Source organism: Streptomyces sp. HSW2009 (assembly GCF_040240285.1).
Lineage (GTDB): Bacteria > Actinomycetota > Actinomycetes > Streptomycetales > Streptomycetaceae > Streptomyces.
The window spans coordinates 1-17,568 of sequence record NZ_JBEHZD010000109.1; the positions used below are offsets into that span (position 1 = coordinate 1).

The 17,568-nt window shown below is 70.5% G+C and carries 9 protein-coding genes and 1 rRNA gene; 2 read left to right on the plus strand and 8 right to left on the minus strand.

Annotated features, from left to right (window positions below; all coding sequences use genetic code 11):
• Nucleotides 1-117: 117 nt before the first annotated feature.
• Nucleotides 118-2,961, minus strand: a complete 2,844-nt coding sequence (secA, locus tag AAHZ94_RS11365) for a preprotein translocase subunit SecA (protein WP_349992678.1) — start codon at nucleotides 2,959-2,961, stop codon at nucleotides 118-120.
• Nucleotides 2,962-3,870: 909 nt separating this feature from the next.
• On the opposite strand from secA, the gene AAHZ94_RS11370 reads away from it, so the two are divergent.
• Nucleotides 3,871-4,458 (plus strand): GNAT family N-acetyltransferase, encoded by a 588-nt coding sequence (locus tag AAHZ94_RS11370; protein ID WP_349992680.1) that lies wholly within the window; start codon nucleotides 3,871-3,873, stop codon nucleotides 4,456-4,458.
• A gap of 233 nt (nucleotides 4,459-4,691) precedes the next feature.
• Nucleotides 4,692-5,912, plus strand: coding sequence for a winged helix-turn-helix domain-containing protein (locus AAHZ94_RS11375; protein ID WP_349992682.1), 1,221 nt, complete (start codon nucleotides 4,692-4,694; stop codon nucleotides 5,910-5,912).
• Nucleotides 5,913-6,202: 290 nt separating this feature from the next.
• On the opposite strand, the gene AAHZ94_RS11380 is transcribed toward AAHZ94_RS11375, so the two are convergent.
• The 7 genes from AAHZ94_RS11380 to rrf all read right to left on the minus strand — a co-directional run.
• The gene (locus AAHZ94_RS11380) at nucleotides 6,203-6,946 is read right to left on the minus strand and encodes a response regulator (protein ID WP_349992683.1); all 744 of its coding nucleotides are present in this window, start codon (nucleotides 6,944-6,946) and stop codon (nucleotides 6,203-6,205) included.
• 331 nt (nucleotides 6,947-7,277) lie between these two features.
• Nucleotides 7,278-7,967 carry a ribosome hibernation-promoting factor, HPF/YfiA family gene (gene hpf / locus AAHZ94_RS11385; protein WP_349992685.1) on the minus strand — a complete coding sequence of 230 codons (690 nt, stop codon included), beginning with the start codon at nucleotides 7,965-7,967 and terminating at the stop codon, nucleotides 7,278-7,280.
• Nucleotides 7,968-10,845: 2,878 nt separating this feature from the next.
• Nucleotides 10,846-12,678 (minus strand): LpqB family beta-propeller domain-containing protein, encoded by a 1,833-nt coding sequence (locus tag AAHZ94_RS11400; RefSeq protein WP_349992687.1) that lies wholly within the window; start codon nucleotides 12,676-12,678, stop codon nucleotides 10,846-10,848.
• A 237-nt stretch (nucleotides 12,679-12,915) separates the two neighbouring features.
• A complete protein-coding gene (gene mtrB, locus AAHZ94_RS11405) occupies nucleotides 12,916-15,285 on the minus strand; it encodes an MtrAB system histidine kinase MtrB (protein WP_349992689.1) in 2,370 nt (789 codons plus the stop codon).
• A 1-nt stretch (nucleotide 15,286) separates the two neighbouring features.
• Complete coding sequence (gene mtrA, locus AAHZ94_RS11410) at nucleotides 15,287-15,964, minus strand: two-component system response regulator MtrA (RefSeq protein ID WP_187062858.1); 678 nt, start codon at nucleotides 15,962-15,964, stop codon at nucleotides 15,287-15,289.
• 170 nt (nucleotides 15,965-16,134) lie between these two features.
• Complete coding sequence (mtnA, locus tag AAHZ94_RS11415) at nucleotides 16,135-17,274, minus strand: S-methyl-5-thioribose-1-phosphate isomerase (protein ID WP_349992690.1); 1,140 nt, start codon at nucleotides 17,272-17,274, stop codon at nucleotides 16,135-16,137.
• A gap of 224 nt (nucleotides 17,275-17,498) precedes the next feature.
• Nucleotides 17,499-17,568, minus strand: a 5S ribosomal RNA gene (gene rrf / locus AAHZ94_RS36420); the annotation flags it as partial.

Consider the following 17,568-nt stretch of genomic DNA (forward strand, 5'->3'; position numbering starts at 1 on the left):
CCCCCCCCGCCCCCGCCCCCGCCCGCCCCCCCCCCCCCCCCCCCCCCCCCCCCCGGCCCCGGGGCGCCCCGCGCGCTCACGCGCGGGACGTGCCCCGTTCGTTCCTCCTGCGTCGCGCTACTTCTTGCGGCGACGGCCGCCCTTCTGGGCCTTGCGGCGCTCGGCGCGGGTCGTGCCGGCTCCCACGGGCGTCGACGAGGTGGTCTCGTTCGGCGAGTCGGTGGCGAAGTCGCCCTCGATCACACCGCCCTCGCCGTCCACCGTCGGGGCCGAGAAGTGCAGCCGGTCCGGGCGCTGCGGCGCGTCCAGCCCCTTGGCGTGGATCTCGGGCCGCGGCGCACCCGCGGGGACCTCGTCGCCCTTCTCCAGCGACGGCGCCGCGTCCTCCACCGGAACCTCCTCGACCTGCTGCTCCACCTGGACCTCCAGGTTGAACAGGTAGCCGACGGACTCCTCCTTGATGCCCTCCATCATGGCCGTGAACATGTCGAAGCCCTCCCGCTGGTACTCGACCAGCGGGTCCTTCTGGGCCATCGCGCGCAGGCCGATGCCCTCCTGGAGGTAGTCCATCTCGTAGAGGTGCTCGCGCCACTTGCGGTCGAGGACGGAGAGCACCACGCGGCGCTCAAGCTCACGCATGATGTCCGAGCCGAGCTGCTCCTCGCGCGCGGCGTACTGCGCGTGGACGTCGTCCTTGACGGCATCGGTGATGAACTCGGCGGTGAGCCCGGCGCGGTCGCCGCCCACCTCGTCCTCAAGCTCCTCGATGGTCACCTGCACCGGGTAGAGCTGCTTGAACGCGCCCCACAGCCGGTCCAGGTCCCACTCCTCGGCGAACCCCTCCACGGTCTCGGCCTGCACGTAGGCGTCGATCGTGTCGTCCATGAAGTGCACCACCTGCTCGTGCAGGTCCTCGCCCTCCAGGACGCGGCGGCGCTCGCCGTAGATGACCTCACGCTGCCGGTTGAGCACCTCGTCGTACTTCAGGACGTTCTTACGCGTCTCGAAGTTCTGCTGCTCGACCTGCGACTGCGCGGAGGCAATGGCGCGGGTGACCATCTTGTTCTCGATCGGTACGTCGTCGGGCACGTTGGCCATCGACATCACGCGCTCGACCATCTGGGCCTTGAACAGCCGCATCAGGTCGTCGCCGAGCGAGAGGTAGAAGCGGGACTCGCCGGGGTCGCCCTGACGGCCGGAACGACCACGGAGCTGGTTGTCGATACGTCGCGACTCGTGCCGCTCAGTGCCCAGCACGTACAGCCCGCCGAGGTCCTTGACCTCCTCGTGCTCCGCCTTGACCGCGGCCTTGGCGCGCTCCAGGGCGGCCGGCAGCGCGGCGGCCCACTCCTCGACGTGCTCGACCGGGTCCAGGCCCTTGCCGCGCAGCTCGTTCTCAGCCAGGTCGTCCGGGTTGCCGCCGAGCTGGATGTCGGTGCCACGGCCGGCCATGTTGGTCGCCACGGTGACCGCGCCCTTGCGCCCGGCCTGGGCGACGATCGTCGCCTCCCGGTCGTGCTGCTTGGCGTTGAGCACCTCGTGCCGCACCCCGCGCTTGGTGAGCTGCTGCGAGAGGTACTCGGACTTCTCCACCGAGGTCGTACCGACCAGGACCGGCTGGCCCTTCTCGTGCTTCTCGGCGATGTCCTCGACGACCGCGTCGAACTTCGCGGGCTCGGTGCGGTAGATCAGGTCGGCCTGGTCGATGCGGACCATCGGCCGGTTGGTCGGGATCGGGACGACACCGAGCTTGTAGATCTGGTGGAACTCGGCGGCCTCGGTCATCGCCGTACCGGTCATGCCCGACAGCGTGCCGTAGAGGCGGAAGAAGTTCTGGAGGGTGATCGTGGCGAGGGTCTGGTTCTCGTCCTTGATGTCCACCCCTTCCTTCGCCTCGATCGCCTGGTGCATGCCCTCGTTGTAGCGGCGGCCGGCGAGAATACGGCCCGTGTGCTCGTCGACGATCATGACTTCGCCGTCGATGACGACGTAGTCCTTGTCCTTCTTGAACAGTTCCTTCGCCTTGATGGCGTTGTTCAGGTAACCGACGAGCGGGGTGTTGACCGACTCGTAGAGGTTGTCGATGCCGAGCCAGTTCTCGACCTTGGTGACACCGGTGTCGTGGATGCCGACGGTCCGCTTCTTCTCGTCGACCTCGTAGTCGCCGGTCTCCTGCTGCGGGTTGCCGTTCTCGTCCCGCTTGAGCGGGTTGGCCGCCTCGCCGCGGTTCAGCCGCTTCACCAGCTTGGCGAAGTCGCCATACCACTTGGTCGCCTGGTCGGCGGGGCCGGAGATGATCAACGGCGTACGGGCCTCGTCCACGAGGATCGAGTCAACCTCGTCCACGATCGCGAAGTTGTGCCCGCGCTGCACCAGCTCGTCCTGCGACCACGCCATGTTGTCGCGCAGGTAGTCGAAGCCGAACTCGTTGTTGGTGCCGTACGTGATGTCGCAGTTGTACATCTCGCGGCGCTGCGCCGGCGTCATGTTGGCGAGGATGCAGCCGACGGACAGGCCGAGGAACTTGTGCACCCGGCCCATCAGCTCGGAGTCACGCTCGGCCAGGTAGTCGTTGACCGTGATCAGGTGCACGCCCTTGCCGGACAGGCCGTTCAGGTACGCGGGCAGCGTGCCGACGAGGGTCTTGCCCTCACCGGTCTTCATCTCGGCGACGTAGCCGTTGTGCAGCGCGGCGCCGCCCATGAGCTGGACGTCGTAGTGGCGCTGGCCGAGCACGCGCTTGGCAGCCTCGCGGACCGTGGCGAACGCCTCGGGCAGGAGGTCGTCAAGACTCTCCCCGTCCGCGTACCGCTCCTTGTACTCGTCCGTGAGAGCGCGCAGCTCTGCGTCGGAGAGGTTCAGGAAGTCCTCTTCGATGGAGTTGACCTGGCCCGCGATGCGGTGCAGCTTGCGCAGGATCTTGCCTTCGCCTGCACGCATGAGCTTGTTGAGGACGGACACGTAGGCTGGCTCCTTGCCGGTCGGACCTGGCACGGTTGGGGGTGCGCTAGCGCGGCATTATCGGGGGCCACGGGGCCTGCCGCAACGGCCATCGTAAGTCAGGACCAGCCCACCCCGGGAGGTCCGTCGGCACGAAGGCTCGCTATCGCCCGCTGTGTCAACGTCCGAACCCCGCGGAAGGTGCCTGGAGAACGCCCGGAAGGGCGGGCCCGCCTCCCCAGCCCCGACTACCATCCGTACGGCACTTTTCACCCACAGTACGGGACTTTCCACCGCATTCCCGTGCACTCCAGGCCGGGCCGCGCCACCCCACCCCTGCGCAGCGGCGCACCCTCGGCCCCGCGCTGTCCCCACCGCGCCCGTCCTGGGAGTACGCGTCCACGCGCGCGGGGGTTTGTCGGCTCCGGCTATGGGGCCCTGCCCACCCGTGGGTCGGTACGCGTCCGCGCGGGGGCTCTGGTCTCTCGGGGAATGGGCGTGTGGGGACGGGCTACGCGTCCCGCGGGGGCGGCTCTCCTCGTTCTCCAGGATCTCCAGCGCGAGGCAGTGGCCGCCCAGTGCTTACGCGCGCCCGCGCCACGCGCGAGGCGCCGCCGGCCCGAGGACTTGCGGCCGGCCCTCCCCGGACCGGCGACGCGCGCGGCGCTCCGCCCGACACGGACCCGGTGGGCCGGCACACGCGCCCCCCACCCTGATCTCCAGCCAACCAGCCAGCCGGCCCACCCGCCGCCCGCACCTCGCCGCACGACACGGACCACCCCCGCAGCCCGTGGCCTGCCGCCCGAGCCGCTTCCAGCGCGTCGCAGCAGGTGAGCGGGGGTACGGGCGCGCCGGCGTGGGCGCGGGCCGCGCGAAACGGTCGCGACAAATCCGTTTCCCTCGCCCCAGTCGAGCGACCAGAATCAGTTCATGGAGCCCGTCATACTCAGCACCGAGCGCCTCGTCCTGCGCCCCTTCGAGCCGGCCGATACGGACGCCGTCCTCGCCGCCTGTCAGGACCCCGACATCCCCCGGTGGACGAACGTGCCGTCGCCCTACACGCGCGAGCACGCGCACGACTTCGTGGCGTCGTCCTGCCCGAAGGGCTGGCGCGACGACGCCACGTACAACTTCGCCGTCACCACCAAGGACGGCGCGTTCGTCGGCGCCATCGGCCTGATCCGCCATGCGGCGGGCATCTCCAACCAGCAGGCAGAACTCGGCTACTGGACGGCCAAGGAGCAGCGCGGCCACGGCTACACCGCCGAGGCCGGCCGCCGCCTCGCGCACTGGGCCTTCGAGGAACTGGGCGTGGCGCGCCTGGAGTGGTACGCCGAGGTCGGCAACGAGGGCTCGCGCGCGGTGGCCCGCTCGATCGGCTTCCAGGTGGAAGGCGTCCTGCGCGCCCGCCTCGTCCACCAGGAGGTTCGCCGCGACGCCTGGCTCGGCGCCCTCCTCCCCACCGACCTCGGCCTCCCGGCCACCGCCGCGTACCTGCCGGGGCCCGAGCGCCCCTGACCCACCCCGCCAAGAGCGCCCGGGCCCTCGGGCCCGGCACAGCAGCCAGCCGCCCACGACCGGGCCGCCGCACCGCCGGCGCTGGTACGGGCCCGGGCCGGTCCGCCACTCCGGGCAGCGGCGGCCGGCCGGCGCCCACGAGACGCGGCCGCCCGGCCGCGCCGCTGCCCCAGCGCGCCAGCCGAAGCCGCTGGTCAAGGGCGTTGTCAGTGGCACCGTTTACTGTGGCCCGCATGACAACTCCCGTGTCAGCTAATCGCAGCACGCCACCCGCCGGCGCGCCGGCAGACCACGCCCGTCCCGAGTTCACCCTGTCCACCGACGAGGCCCGCCGCATAGCGCTGCGGGCCCAGGGGCTGCTCGGTGCGCGGGACCAGCGGTCGGGTGTGCGCGGTGTGCTGCGTTCGCTGGGAGCGGTCCAGTTGGACACGATCTCGGTGCTGGCCAGGTCACACGAACTGGTGCCGTACGCCCGGCTGGGCGCCGTCGGCCGCGACACGGTGGACTCGGCGTACTGGACCGAGACGCACAGCTTCGAGTACTGGTCGCACGCCGCCTGCATCCTGCCGATCGAGGAGTGGCCGCACTTCGCCTTCCGCCGCCGCGCCTACCGCGACCGCCCGCACTGGAACCAGGACCTGCCGGCGGGGGCGTACGAGCAGGTCATCGCCCAGTTGCGGGCCGAGGGGCCGCTCACCGCCAGCCAACTGGGCGGCGCCAAGAACGGCGGCGAGTGGTGGGACTGGTCAGCCGCCAAGATCGCCGTCGAACGCGCCCTGATGTACGGCGAGGTCGTCTGCACCGAGCGGCGCGGCTGGAAGCGGGTGTACGACCTGGCCGAGCGCGCCGTCCCCGAGTACCTGTTGCACGACGAGTTGCCGGACGCGGAGTGCCTGCGCCGGCTGGTCGCCCAGGCCGGCGTGGCGATGGGCGTGGCCACCCGCGCGGACCTCGCCGACTACCACCGGCTCAAGAACGAGCAGGTGAGCGCCGTCATAGCGGATACGGGACTGACGCCGGTCGAGGTCGTGGGCTGGGACAAGCCGGCCTGGGCCGACCCCGCCGCGCTCGCCGCCGAGTCCGCGGGGCGCCGGGAGCGCCACCGCACCACCCTGCTGTCCCCCTTCGACTCCCTGATCTGGGACCGCCCGCGCACCCAGCGGATCTTCGACTTCACCCACCGCCTTGAGGCGTACGTCCCCAAGCCCAAGCGGATACACGGCTATTTCGCGATGCCCCTCCTGGCCGGCGGCAAGCTGGTGGGCCGGGTCGACCCGGCCAGGGAGGGCAAGACCCTGGTGGCCCGACAGCTCTCCCTGCGCGGCCCGAAGGACGTACCCGCCATGGCCCGCGCGCTACGGGAGGCCGCCGGCTGGGTGGGCTGCGAGGAGATCCGCGTGGAACGGCTCAACCACCCCGAACTAGCAGCCCCACTCACCACGGCCCTCGCCTGACCAGCCCCCACCCGCACCCGCCTCTTCCACGCGCCCCCGAACCACAACCGCCAGACCATCAGGCCCGCCCCGACCAGCCAACTCGCGCTGCTCCAGACCTTCCTGATGCGCCATCACATAAGTACATCCGCCAGGGCCGGCATCCGGAAACCCATGGTCCACAGCCCACGACGGGGATCAATCACGCCCCGGGCAACCGTTACGGTCGACGCCACAGTCGGCATCGCGGGCGGACGCGGGGCCGGCAGCCCGAGCCCGACGGGGGCAGCCGGGGCAGCCGGCTCGGGCGGTCACCGAATTTCGAGGATCTTCTCGCGCATCGCGTACACCACGGCTTCCATCCGGGAGTGGAGTTGCAGCTTCTCCAGGATGTTGCGGACGTGGTTCTTGACCGTGTTCTCGCTGATGAAGAGTTCCTTGGCGATATCGCGGTTGTTCATGCCGGTCGCCACGAGCTTGAGCACCTCAAGTTCGCGGTCCGTCAACCGCGGCGCGGGCACCAGGCGACGCTCGTCGGTGCGCTGAATCATTGACTTGAACTCGGTCAGCAACTTCGACGCCATCGAGGGACTGATCTGCGACTGCCCGTCCGCCACGGCCCGGATCGCCGTCGCCACCTCATCGGTGGAGATCTCCTTGAGGAGGTACCCGGTGGCCCCCGCCTTGATCGCTTCGTAGAGGTCGGCTTCCTCGTCGCTGATCGTCAGCATGATGATCTTCGCGCTGGGGGCCACCTCCTTGATGGAGGTACACGCCTCGATCCCACCCCGCTTGGGCATGCGGACATCCATCAACACGATGTCGGGAAGCAGGTCGGCCGCCTTCTCCACGGCCTCCGCCCCGTCCCCGGCCTCGCCGATGACCTGGATGTCCTCCTCCTGCGCAAGAACGATCTCCAACCCCCGGCGGAAGAGCGCGTGATCGTCCACCACGAGGACCCGGATCGGCTCCTTGCGCGACTCGCCCCTGTCCGTTCCGACGTCGACGCGGTCACCGTCGTCATCGTCGGGCACGGGCCCGAAGCTGTCCGCCATCGTTCCTCCCCCATGAAGGCCGTGGCCTTGCGGTTGCACCTAGCTCTGCACGCCAACCAGTCCCCACCGAGCGCCGATTGACCACGCCGCCATGATTCCATGCCCGCGGGGTGGACCGGTGCTCCCGCTCTCCGCACGGTAGTGCCCCGGAGGCCCAATTCGACCCTCCCGGGGCACTCCCTACACCGTCGTATGAGACACGGTCGGAACCGCACCTCGTGGATCAATTCCAGTCAGCTCCGCCGGGCCGTCCGCATCGGCTCCACATCCGTACGGACCGCTTGCGGCCCACCCGGCAACCGCCGACCGGACCTGCGCTCGTCAGCCGGCGTCAGCCACCGAGCGCGCCCCCGGCACCGCCGGGCTCCTCCCCGACGAACGCCTCCGTCTTGAGGTGGATGACGCCGTAGTCATAGCCGTGCCGCCGGTAGACGACGCTCGGGTGGTTGGTGTCGGAGTCGACGAACAGGTAGAAGTCATGACCGACCAACTCCATCTCGTACAGGGCCTGGTCGAGCGTCATCGGCGCCGCAGCGTGCGTCTTCTCGCGGACGATGAGCGGGCCTTCGCCGCGCACTTCGAGGGAACCCATACGCGTGGTCGGCACGGTGTCCGCCCCACCGGCCTCGGCGCTCTCCCCCGTGCCATTGATGCGCGCGGCGTCCGGCACGGCCACGGCGACGTCGCTCGCCGGGATACGCCCGTTGCCCCGACGTGCGTGACGCTTGTCGTTCTGCTTGCGCAACCGCTGTTCCAGCTTGCCCGTGGCAAGGTCCAGCGCTGCGTACGGATCGGCCGCGGCGGCCTCCGCCCTGATCACCGGCCCCCGGGAGCGGAGCGTGATCTCCACTCGGTCGGAACGGTCGGCCTGGCGCGGGTTGTGTTCCTTGGACACCTCGACGTCGAGGCTGATCACCTTGCCGTCGAGCTTCTGGATCTTCTCCAGCTTCAGCTTCTCGGCCACGTGCTTGCGGAACCGCTCCGGCACCTCTGTCTTGCGGCCCTTCACGACGATGTCCACGCAGAACTCCGTTCCCGGATTGCTCCGTTGGCTGTTCGAAGCCATCCGTTTCGCACTGGGCCCAGGAGATTTCCGGGCCCCCGACTCGGCGGCTTTCACCTCCTTCTCCCCCGCCATTGGGATTTACACCCCACAGTGTTCACGTTTCCATGGAACACAGAAAAGCATGAAGCACGCTAAGCGGATATCAGCGCCATAGTGGCCCGTAGTCCTCACAACCGAACATAGCTCGATCGGCTCGAAGTCGGCACCCCCTACCGGCACGTACCTCCGTTCAGGTGCTTTTTCCCTGTTACTAGCTGCAACGACCCGGGTTTGCCGTCAGTTCCGATTCGCGCCAAACGCACTCTCCGAGGCAGCGACCACCGCGGCCCCGACCAACCCTCCAACCACACTCCCGCCCCCGCCATCGCAGGCCACACCCCGGACTCGGGCTCCGGCTCCGGCACCGCACGCCGCACGCCGAGCCCTGCCACGGGCCTCACCACAGCAGGCCGCGTTTTCGGCACCGCCCCCGGTACCGCCCCAGCGCGCCGCACTTCCGGCCTCGGCCCCGTACGCCGCACTCCGGGCCCCGGCCCCGGCACAGCAGGCCCCGTCTCCACCACCGGCACCGGTCTCACCACCGGACGCCGCACCCCGAGCCCCGGCTCCGGGCCCGCCACGGCAAGCCGCACTTTCAGCCCCGGCGTCGGCTCCGCACACCCCACACCCGGCCCGGGCCCCGCAGCACCGACAGGCCCCACCGGGCGCGGCCCCGAACTCCTCGTCACCAGCCGTCTCATCCGCACCTCCATCCCCGGCACCGCGTGCCACCTCCGCCGGCAACCCGGCGCACCGTCTCCAACGCTCCCGGGCCCCGGGCGACGCTGCCAGCACCACCGCTCCCTCCGCACCCGGCGAACCGGCCACCATCCGCCCCACCCGTCCGTCCTGCCGGGCCGACGCCTCTCGCGTCAGCACCCCGTGCACCGCGCGCACCCCGCCGCCCTCATCTCGCCCCACCGGGCACTCATCTCCGCCCCGGCAACGATCCCGATCGATCGTGCGCCCACGGCCCGAGCCCTCACCCACGTCCTGGGGCCCACCGCCCGAGCACCGCCCACGAGCGCCGGGCACGCATCGGTCGTCCCCTGGCCGCGCCCGTCGTGCGCCGCTCTCAGCAACAGCCGTCAAGGCACTCCCCGCGGAGTAGCCGTCCATGCGCTCCACGCACACCCCGCCGCGCCTCGGCACAACACCCTCACCTCTCCCGCCGACAGGTCCGGCTCTCACGAGTCCCCCACCACTCCCGCACCCCCGGCATCTCCCTCCCCTCCCCCACAAACACGCACCACCCGCCCCGCGCCCCCCACACCCACACCCACACCCACACCCACACCCACCGACGCGTACCCCCGACCGCCGGCCAGTCACACCGCCGCGCTCCCGACCGACGGCACCAGCAACATCACCAGAACCACCATCGCTGGCAGCACCGCCACCACTGCCACCACCACCGACGCCATCGCTCTCGCCACCACCTGCCCTAGCCGCTCCCACTCCCACCACACCCCGCACCACACGGGCCGCCTCAGCCAGCGAGGCCCCGGTCGTCATCAGGTCATCCACCAGCACCACGGAGCCACCGGCCAACAGCCGCTCCGCGCCCCGGGTCATCCGCAGCGCCCCAGCCATGTTGGCCCTCCGCTGCACGGCGCTCAGACCCGCCTGGTCAAGCACCGGGCGCTGCTGCCGCAGCACGGGCAGCGCCCGCGCCGGCACCCCCTGTCGCCGTAGTTCACGCGCCGCAGCCCGGGCGATCCGCACCATCGGGTCATGCCCACGCGCAGCCACCGCCCGCCGCGCGGAAGGCATCGGCACGAGCAACAGCGGCGCCTTCACCGCACCCGCCGCGACCAGCGCCGCAAGCCCCGTCCCCGCCTCAGCTATCCCGTACGCTCCCGGCCCCGCCCACTCCCCCACGCCCCCAGCCGTATCCACCCACGCACCGCGCGCACCCCTGCCACCACCTTCCGCACCCTCCACATCCACCGAGGCACGCCCCGCACACGCCCGCCGCCGGACGGCACCGCGTGCCACCTCCACCGACCGCCCAGCCCCAGAACCACGCACCACCAGCGCGCACACCGCCAGTGCCAGCGCCGTGCCCAACGGGCCCACCAGCCGTAACGCCCCCCGCTCCTTGTGCGCGAGCAGCGCTTCCCGGCACGCACCCGCATACGCCGCTGCCGCCCACACCGCAGGCAGCCCCGGCGGCAGCGGGCTCGGCCGCACCCGACGCGCACCCGCACCCAGCAGCGCCCGCTGACACCGTGCGCACAGCACCCGCCGAGGCGCCCCGCACCCCGCACAGTCCACCGGCAGGATCAGCCCCGCCGTCTCGCTCCACCATCCCCGCATGAGTCCACTGTCCCGCCACGTCCCCGGGCCCGCCACCCCTGTGGATAACTCTGCCGAGCCAATGCACCCACTCCCGCCCCAGACAGGAAAAGCACAGGTCAGAGCGGCGCACAACGGCTCACGAACACAACAGCCGGCCCCCACCTCACCACCGTGCCCGACACTGCGGAACACACCCTTCCGCCTCTGCCGCCCTCGCCACGGCCAACCCGACCCCGCTCCGCCAGCCCGCGGAACGGCAAAAGAACGAGGGCAGCCGCACCAGCGTGCGACCGCCCTCGTACCCGTACTCAATCTCCCCGGCCAGCACGCGCCCCGCCCACCGCCAGCAACCGGCCGACGCCGCCGGGCCGATCCGACCCCCACGCCAGCCACAGAAACCCACCAGCGACCCGCGGGAGGAGACGGAGTCCCGAGGTAACCCCGGTAGGCCCCACCCCCAAGCAGCCCCGGCAGGAACCGCCGCAAAACACCATCACCCCGGGTAGACCGGCGCCGTCCCCTCCTTGACCACCGTCTTCCAGTTCTCATTGGGCGGCAGCCGAACGATGCCGTCCGACGCCTCGGCGATCAGTGGCCGGTTCTCGTCCTCCGAAGCGGCAAGCTGCTGCACCTTGCCCGGCCCCGGCACCGTGGCGCTGTTCCCGGGCGAGCCATCCGTCTGTACGAAGCTCAGTTCCTGCACCCCACCGGACTCCGTGCCGGCCACCACCAACCGGCTGCCCCCGGCCCACGAGACGGCGTCCACGTCATTGAGCTGCGGCGCGAGCGCACGCAGACCCCTGATCGACAGCGTGGGGTCGGCCGGCGTCGTCGCGCGTTCGATGCGGCCCAACCACAGCGTCGTATGGCCGCGGCGCTCGATCAGCAGGGCGATCCGCGTACTGTCAGCGGCGACGCGCAGCGCTACGATCCGGCCACCGTCGAGCCCGGTGATGTTGACCTCTTCCGGCTCCCCCACCCCGCCGGCCAAGCGCACCAACCGCGGCTTGCTCGGGCTGCGATCCGCCACCCACAGGTCGCCCAAACCATCCCAACTCGGTACGGTCAACCCGCCTTCCCGGCCACCGGTGGCACTGCGCAACCGCGAATCCCCGCGCTCCACCCCGGGCTTGAGGTCCGCGACGTACAGGTCCCGCCCGTTGTGCGACACCCCGGCCGCAGTCCGCTCGTCACGCGCCACGGCCACCGAACCCAGGTCCGCGCCCTGTTCGCCGAACGGCCCGGGCACATGGACCGGATCGTCCCCGGCATTTTCGAGTTGGACCAGCCGGCGCTCCTGGTCGATGAAGTACTGGCTACCGGCCTCGCCATTGATCCGGTCCGGCGCGTACCCCTCAGCTTCCTCCCTGGTCAGACTGCACAACCCCGTGCCGTCGGCCTTTTCCAGCGTCACGCTGCCGACCTTGGACGACGAAAGGTCCTGCACGGTGAACAACAACTGCGCCGCCATCTCGTGACAGCGCAACTGGTCCACACCGGATGCGGCGTTGCTCAGTTGCAGGCGCAGCCCGTTCGAGTCGTCGAGCCGCAGATGACTGCTCTTCAGTTCGGTGCCGCTCGGGAACGACGTGCGAACCACCGGTTCGAGCCAGTTGGTGGGACCGCCCAGCAGCGACTTGACCGTCGAGGTCACCGGATCGATCCACCGTCGCAAATAGACGGGGTCGGCGACCAGTACGTCCTTGCCCACGGCAGACTTGCCGGTATCGGGACCCAATTCCGCGAAGTAGTACTTGTTGACGGGGCGATAAATGCGCTTGAAGTCCGATTCGCCCAGGACCAGCCCCGCTGGCAGCGAATCGATCCGCCATTGCGAACCCGACCTCGCCACGTGCAACCGTTCCTCATACGGCTTCTCGTCGGGCGCGTACGCGTGATTGGCATCGACCGTGGCGAGTTGCCGACCAGACAACACGACGTCATATCCCGTGCCCTCCGGATCGGACCTCCGCTCCACCCGCACCTTGGGCGCCTGGGCGAGCACGACCGTCTCCGCGGACGGGTTCCACCGATCATCCGCACGCCGCGTCAGATACTGCCGAGCCGTCTCGAATTCGGCCTCGTCGCTGGTGGTCGCCTCCAGGAAGCCGAGTACGAGGTCCAGCGGCTCCTCATCGTTCCCCGGACGCACCCCGTATACCCGTACGGGTGAATCTGCATCGGCGCGCGGTGTGGACCCCACCTGCCGTACGTCGCCACTGTCGGGCATCGACGCACAGCCGGCCAGCAGCACCACACCGACCGCCAGGACCACGCCGCTCCGCAGCCGCGAGGCGCCGGTACGGAGCCGACGCCCTCGACGCACAGGCGCGCCGCTGCCCTCCGGCGCGCCCCGACGATTCCGCGCGCCGGCAGTCCGCGGATTGAGGCCGATGAAGCCACCAAAGCGACCCGCGCTCTCGGGGCGTCGGTCGGAGCCAGCACCGGCATCAAGACCCGCACCCGGCCCGGTCGAGCCCTCCTCGACGCGCCCCGCGGGCCGGCGACCGTACGCCGTGTCCTCAGCACGCACGGCAGTGGCTCCCTCGATCGCAGGCCAGCATCACTCCGAAGTCCCTTCTCGATCCGTACCGGGACCCGCCCCACGCCCACGGCCACCCGCATCGCCCTCACCCGCAGGGCCGGCACCGCCGTTTCGCCCCGGCGATCCGGCACCACTGGCCCCACCACACCCACCACGGGCACCCCCCTCGCCCCGGCCGGCGTCCGTAGCCTCACCCGACACGCGCGGGCCCTTGCCGGACGACTCCGCCGTACCCGCCCCCGAGGCGGCACCGGGACGCTTCGCCGGCAGTACGGAGACGGTGGCCCCGGTCACCCGATGGGCGCCCGTGGATTCCCCGGTACGCGCACCCGTGGCGTCGGCCGCCCCGCGCGCGCCGGTGTCACCCGGCCCCGTCGCCCCGCCCTCGCCCCGCTCGACACCCCGGCCCTCACGCCGCTCAGCCCCGCCCTGCCCCTCACCAGCACCAGCAGGTTGCACCGCATCGCCAAGGCGCACACCACTGACAACGTGCGCCCCCGACCCCGCCCCACCAGCACCACCAGCCAACGTGCTGCTACCGGCGCGCTCCGCAGCCTTGGCCGCCCGCAACGCGCGCTTGCGCCGCGAGTCCTCCGGTTCGAGCGGTATGGGCGAGCCGCGCAACGCATCACCCGCCGCACGCGGGAGCGTGAGCCGGAACTGCGACCCGCCCCCCGGCTCGCCCCCCGCCTGGAGCCAGCCTCCGTGCAACCGCGCGTCCTCCTCCGCGATCGACAGGCCGAGCCCCGTACCGCCGGTGGTACGAGCACGCGCCGGGTCGGCCCGCCAGAAGCGGTTGAACACCCGCGTCGCCTCGCCCGGCTTCAGGCCGACCCCGTAGTCCCGTACGGCCACGGCCACCGCACCGCTCTTGGCCGCCAGCCGCACCACCACGTCCTTGCCCTCACCGTGCTCGACGGCGTTCACCACGAGGTTGCGCAGCACCCGCTCCACCCGGCGCGCGGCGGCCTCCGCGATCACCGGGCGGTGGGCGCCACGGATGATGATCTGGCTGCCCTTCCGCTCGGCCAGCGGCTCCGCCCCGTCCACCACGCGTTTGACCACGTCACGCAGGTCGATCGGCTCCGCCTCCAGCGCCGCGGCCCCCGCGTCGAACCGGCTGATCTCCAACAGGTCGGCGAGCAGCGACTCGAACCGGTCGAGCTGCCCACCCAACAGCTCAGCCGACCGTGCCGTGGCCGGATCGAACTCGTCCCGCGCCTCATAAATCACATCGGCAGCCATCCGTACGGTCGTCAGCGGCGTCCGCAGCTCATGCGAAACGTCCGATACGAACCGTCGCTGCATCCGCGACAGGTCCTCAAGCTGCTGGATCTTGACCTGGAGGTTGTGCGCCATCTTGTTGAACGCCTCGCCGAGACGCGCGATGTCGTCCTCGCCGGTGACCTTCATCCGCTCCTGGAGCAGCCCGGCCGCAAGCCGCTCGGAGATCCCGGCCGCCATCCGCACCGGGGTGACGACCTGCCGCACCACCAGCCACGCAATGGCCCCGAGCAGCACCACCACGAACACACCGGCGGTCGCGAGCGTGCCCTTCACCAGGCTCAGCGACTTCTCTTCCTGGGTGAACGGAAAGAGGTAGTAGAGCTGGTACGCCTCGCCGTTGATGTCGTTCAGCCGCTGGCCGATGACGAGCGCCGGCTCCCGCTTGTTCGAGGCGTCGTGCACGATGTTCGTGTACTGCTCGTGCGGGCCGGAATTCTGGTCGACCTGTTCCCGCAGGGTCTTGCTGATGCTCTCCTCGGGCTGAATCCCGCCCGAGGCGCGCGGCCCGCGCTTGCTGACCGTCCGCTCGCCTTCGGTCTCCGAGCTGAGCGCCACCACCGAGTAGACACCCTGACCACCACTGGCGAGCTGTTGCACCAGCGCGGTCAACCACGCTCCGGCGTCCCGGTTCCCCCGCGCGCCGCCCGTGCCCTCATCGCCACTACGCGCGTCATCGGCGCTCTCGGCCGCCTCCTCGGCCGCGGTGAACCCGCCGACCGCCTGGCTCTGCGCAGCGTGCCGCTTGGCATCCAGCAGCCCGTTGCGCACCTGCCCGATGACCACGACGCCGAGGATGAGCACCACACCGAGCGACATCAGCAAGGTGGTGGCAACCACCCGGAGCTGGATGTTCCGCCGGTAGAGCCGCGCAGCCGGCAGCAGCGGCCGTCGCACCCACCGTACGAACAGACGCAGAACGGGGTGCACCGGCGCCCCGGAAGCCCCGTCGGGCAACAGGTTGCCGCCCCGCCAGAGCCGCCCGAACAGCGATATGTCGCTCCCCGCAGCCGCGGGACGCCCCGCACCACGCCCGTCGGTCGGGCCCCCCGCTGGGGGGGCGCCCGGCCCCGCGGGCTCCGGAGCAGCCCCACTTTCCGTCATCTCAGCTCGGCCCGGCCTTGTAACCCACCCCGCGTACGGTCACGACGATCTCCGGCCGCTCCGGGTCCTTCTCGACCTTCGAGCGCAACCGCTGCACGTGCACGTTCACCAGTCGGGTGTCCGCAGCGTGCCGGTATCCCCAGACCTGCTCAAGCAGCACCTCTCGGGTGAATACCTGCCAGGGCTTACGGGCCAACGCCACGAGCAAATCGAATTCCAGCGGGGTCAGGGCGATCGACTGCCCCTCCCGCTTCACCGAATGCCCCGCCACATCGATCACCAGATCACCGATGACCAACTGCTCGGGCACCGGTTCCTCGGACCGCCGCAGCCGCGCCCTTATCCGCGCGACCAGTTCCTTGGGCTTGAACGGCTTGACGATGTAGTCGTCCGCCCCCGACTCAAGTCCGACCACCACATCTACGGTGTCGCTCTTGGCCGTGAGCATCACGATCGGCACCCCGGACTCGGCCCGGATCAACCGGCACACCTCAATGCCGTCCCGCCCGGGCAACATCAAATCGAGCAGCACCAGATCAGGCTTGGTCTCACGAAACGCAGCAAGTGCTTTGTCCCCATCGGAAACGAACGACGGTTCAAAGCCTTCGCCGCGCAGCACAATGCCAAGCATTTCTGCCAGTGCGGTGTCGTCGTCGACGACAAGGACGCGTCCCTTCATGGCGACATCATCCCATTGTCGGACCCGGTGGCTAGACGTGGGCGATCACTCGTTCGCAGCATGTCCCGCCTCCGCCGAGCTCCGCCCGGACCGAGCCGCCGACACATCACCATCCGCAGGCGGCCCGAACCACCCGCCCACACCCCCATCAGGCGCCCCAGCCGCCGCAGCTAAGCCCGCCCGCACAGCTCAGCGAGCCCCACTGACGTCACAGGCGACACCACGCCCCCTTCCGTCACGATCGCCGTCACCAGATCGGGCGGCGTCACATCAAAGGCAGGGTTGTACGCGGACGTCCCCGCGGGCGCGATGGGTACACGTACGGGGCCCTCATCGCCGGGGCCCGAGGCGTGCGGAAGGGCGATCTCCGTCACCTCGTACCCGGGCCGCTGCTCGATCTCGATGGCCGCGCCATGGGGCGTCGCCAGGTCGACGGTGGTGGCCGGCGCCACCACGATGAACGGCACGTGGTGATAGCGGGCGAGCACGGCCAGCGGGTAGCTGCCCACCTTGTTCGCCACCGACCCGTCCGCGGCGATCCGATCCGCCCCGATCAGCACGGCGTCCACCTCACCCGCGGCGAACAGCGAACCTGCCGCATTGTCGCTGAGCAACGTGTACGGCATGCCGGCGCGCGCCGCTTCGTACGTCGTGAGCCGTGCCCCTTGGAGCAATGGCCGCGTCTCGTCGACCCACAGCCTGCGCAGCCGACCACTCCGGTGCGCCGCCATCGCCACGGCCAGCGCCGTCCCGGCGCCACCGGCCACCAACGCACCGGTGTTGCAGTGGGTGAGCGCCCGATAGCCCTCGCCAGGCAAAAGTTCTTCCAGCAGGGCAAGGCCGTGCGCGGCCATCCGCGTGCTGGCCTCGGCGTCCTCCCGGTGCACCGCCCGCGCCTCGCCCAATGCGACTGCGGCAGCCTGCTCCCGGCCAACTCCGCCGGCTACGGCTGTCTGATGAGCGCGAGCAGCCCGCCGTACGCCGTACGCCAGGTTGACCGCGGTCGGCCGGGCCTCGGCCAGCAACTTGGCGGCCTCGGCGACATCGTCCCCGCGGCTGGCGGCCAGGGCGACCCCGTAGGCCCCGGCGATACCGAGCGCGGGAGCGCCTCGTACGGCGAGCGTACGAATGGCGTCGACGAGGGCGGGGACATCCGAACACACCCTCTGCACTTCCTCGGCGGGCAACCGCCGCTGGTCCAACAGGACCACTGCGGGCCCCGCCGCCAGCTCCTCCCAGCGCACCGTCTGCACGCCCTGCGGCACGAAGTTCTCCGACGACTCTGGCGATTCCGCACACTGATCGGCCATCTGCCCAGTGTGCCGCCTCCGGCACCGACTCCAGAAGGGCCACTATCCGCCCATGTCGGATGGCTTCCCTCGCACGCACAGCTCAGGACATACGATGCGGCCCGCTTCTCTCATACAAAAAAGGGGGGGGCTTGGCAGGGAAATCCACCCCTACCAAGCCCCCCCCACAACGCATAGAAGCCCCGTTACGAACCATGTCCGTAACGAGGCTTCTATCAAAAGGAGTTCGGCGGCGTCCTACTCTCCCACAGGGTCCCCCCTGCAGTACCATCGGCGCTGAAAGGCTTAGCTTCC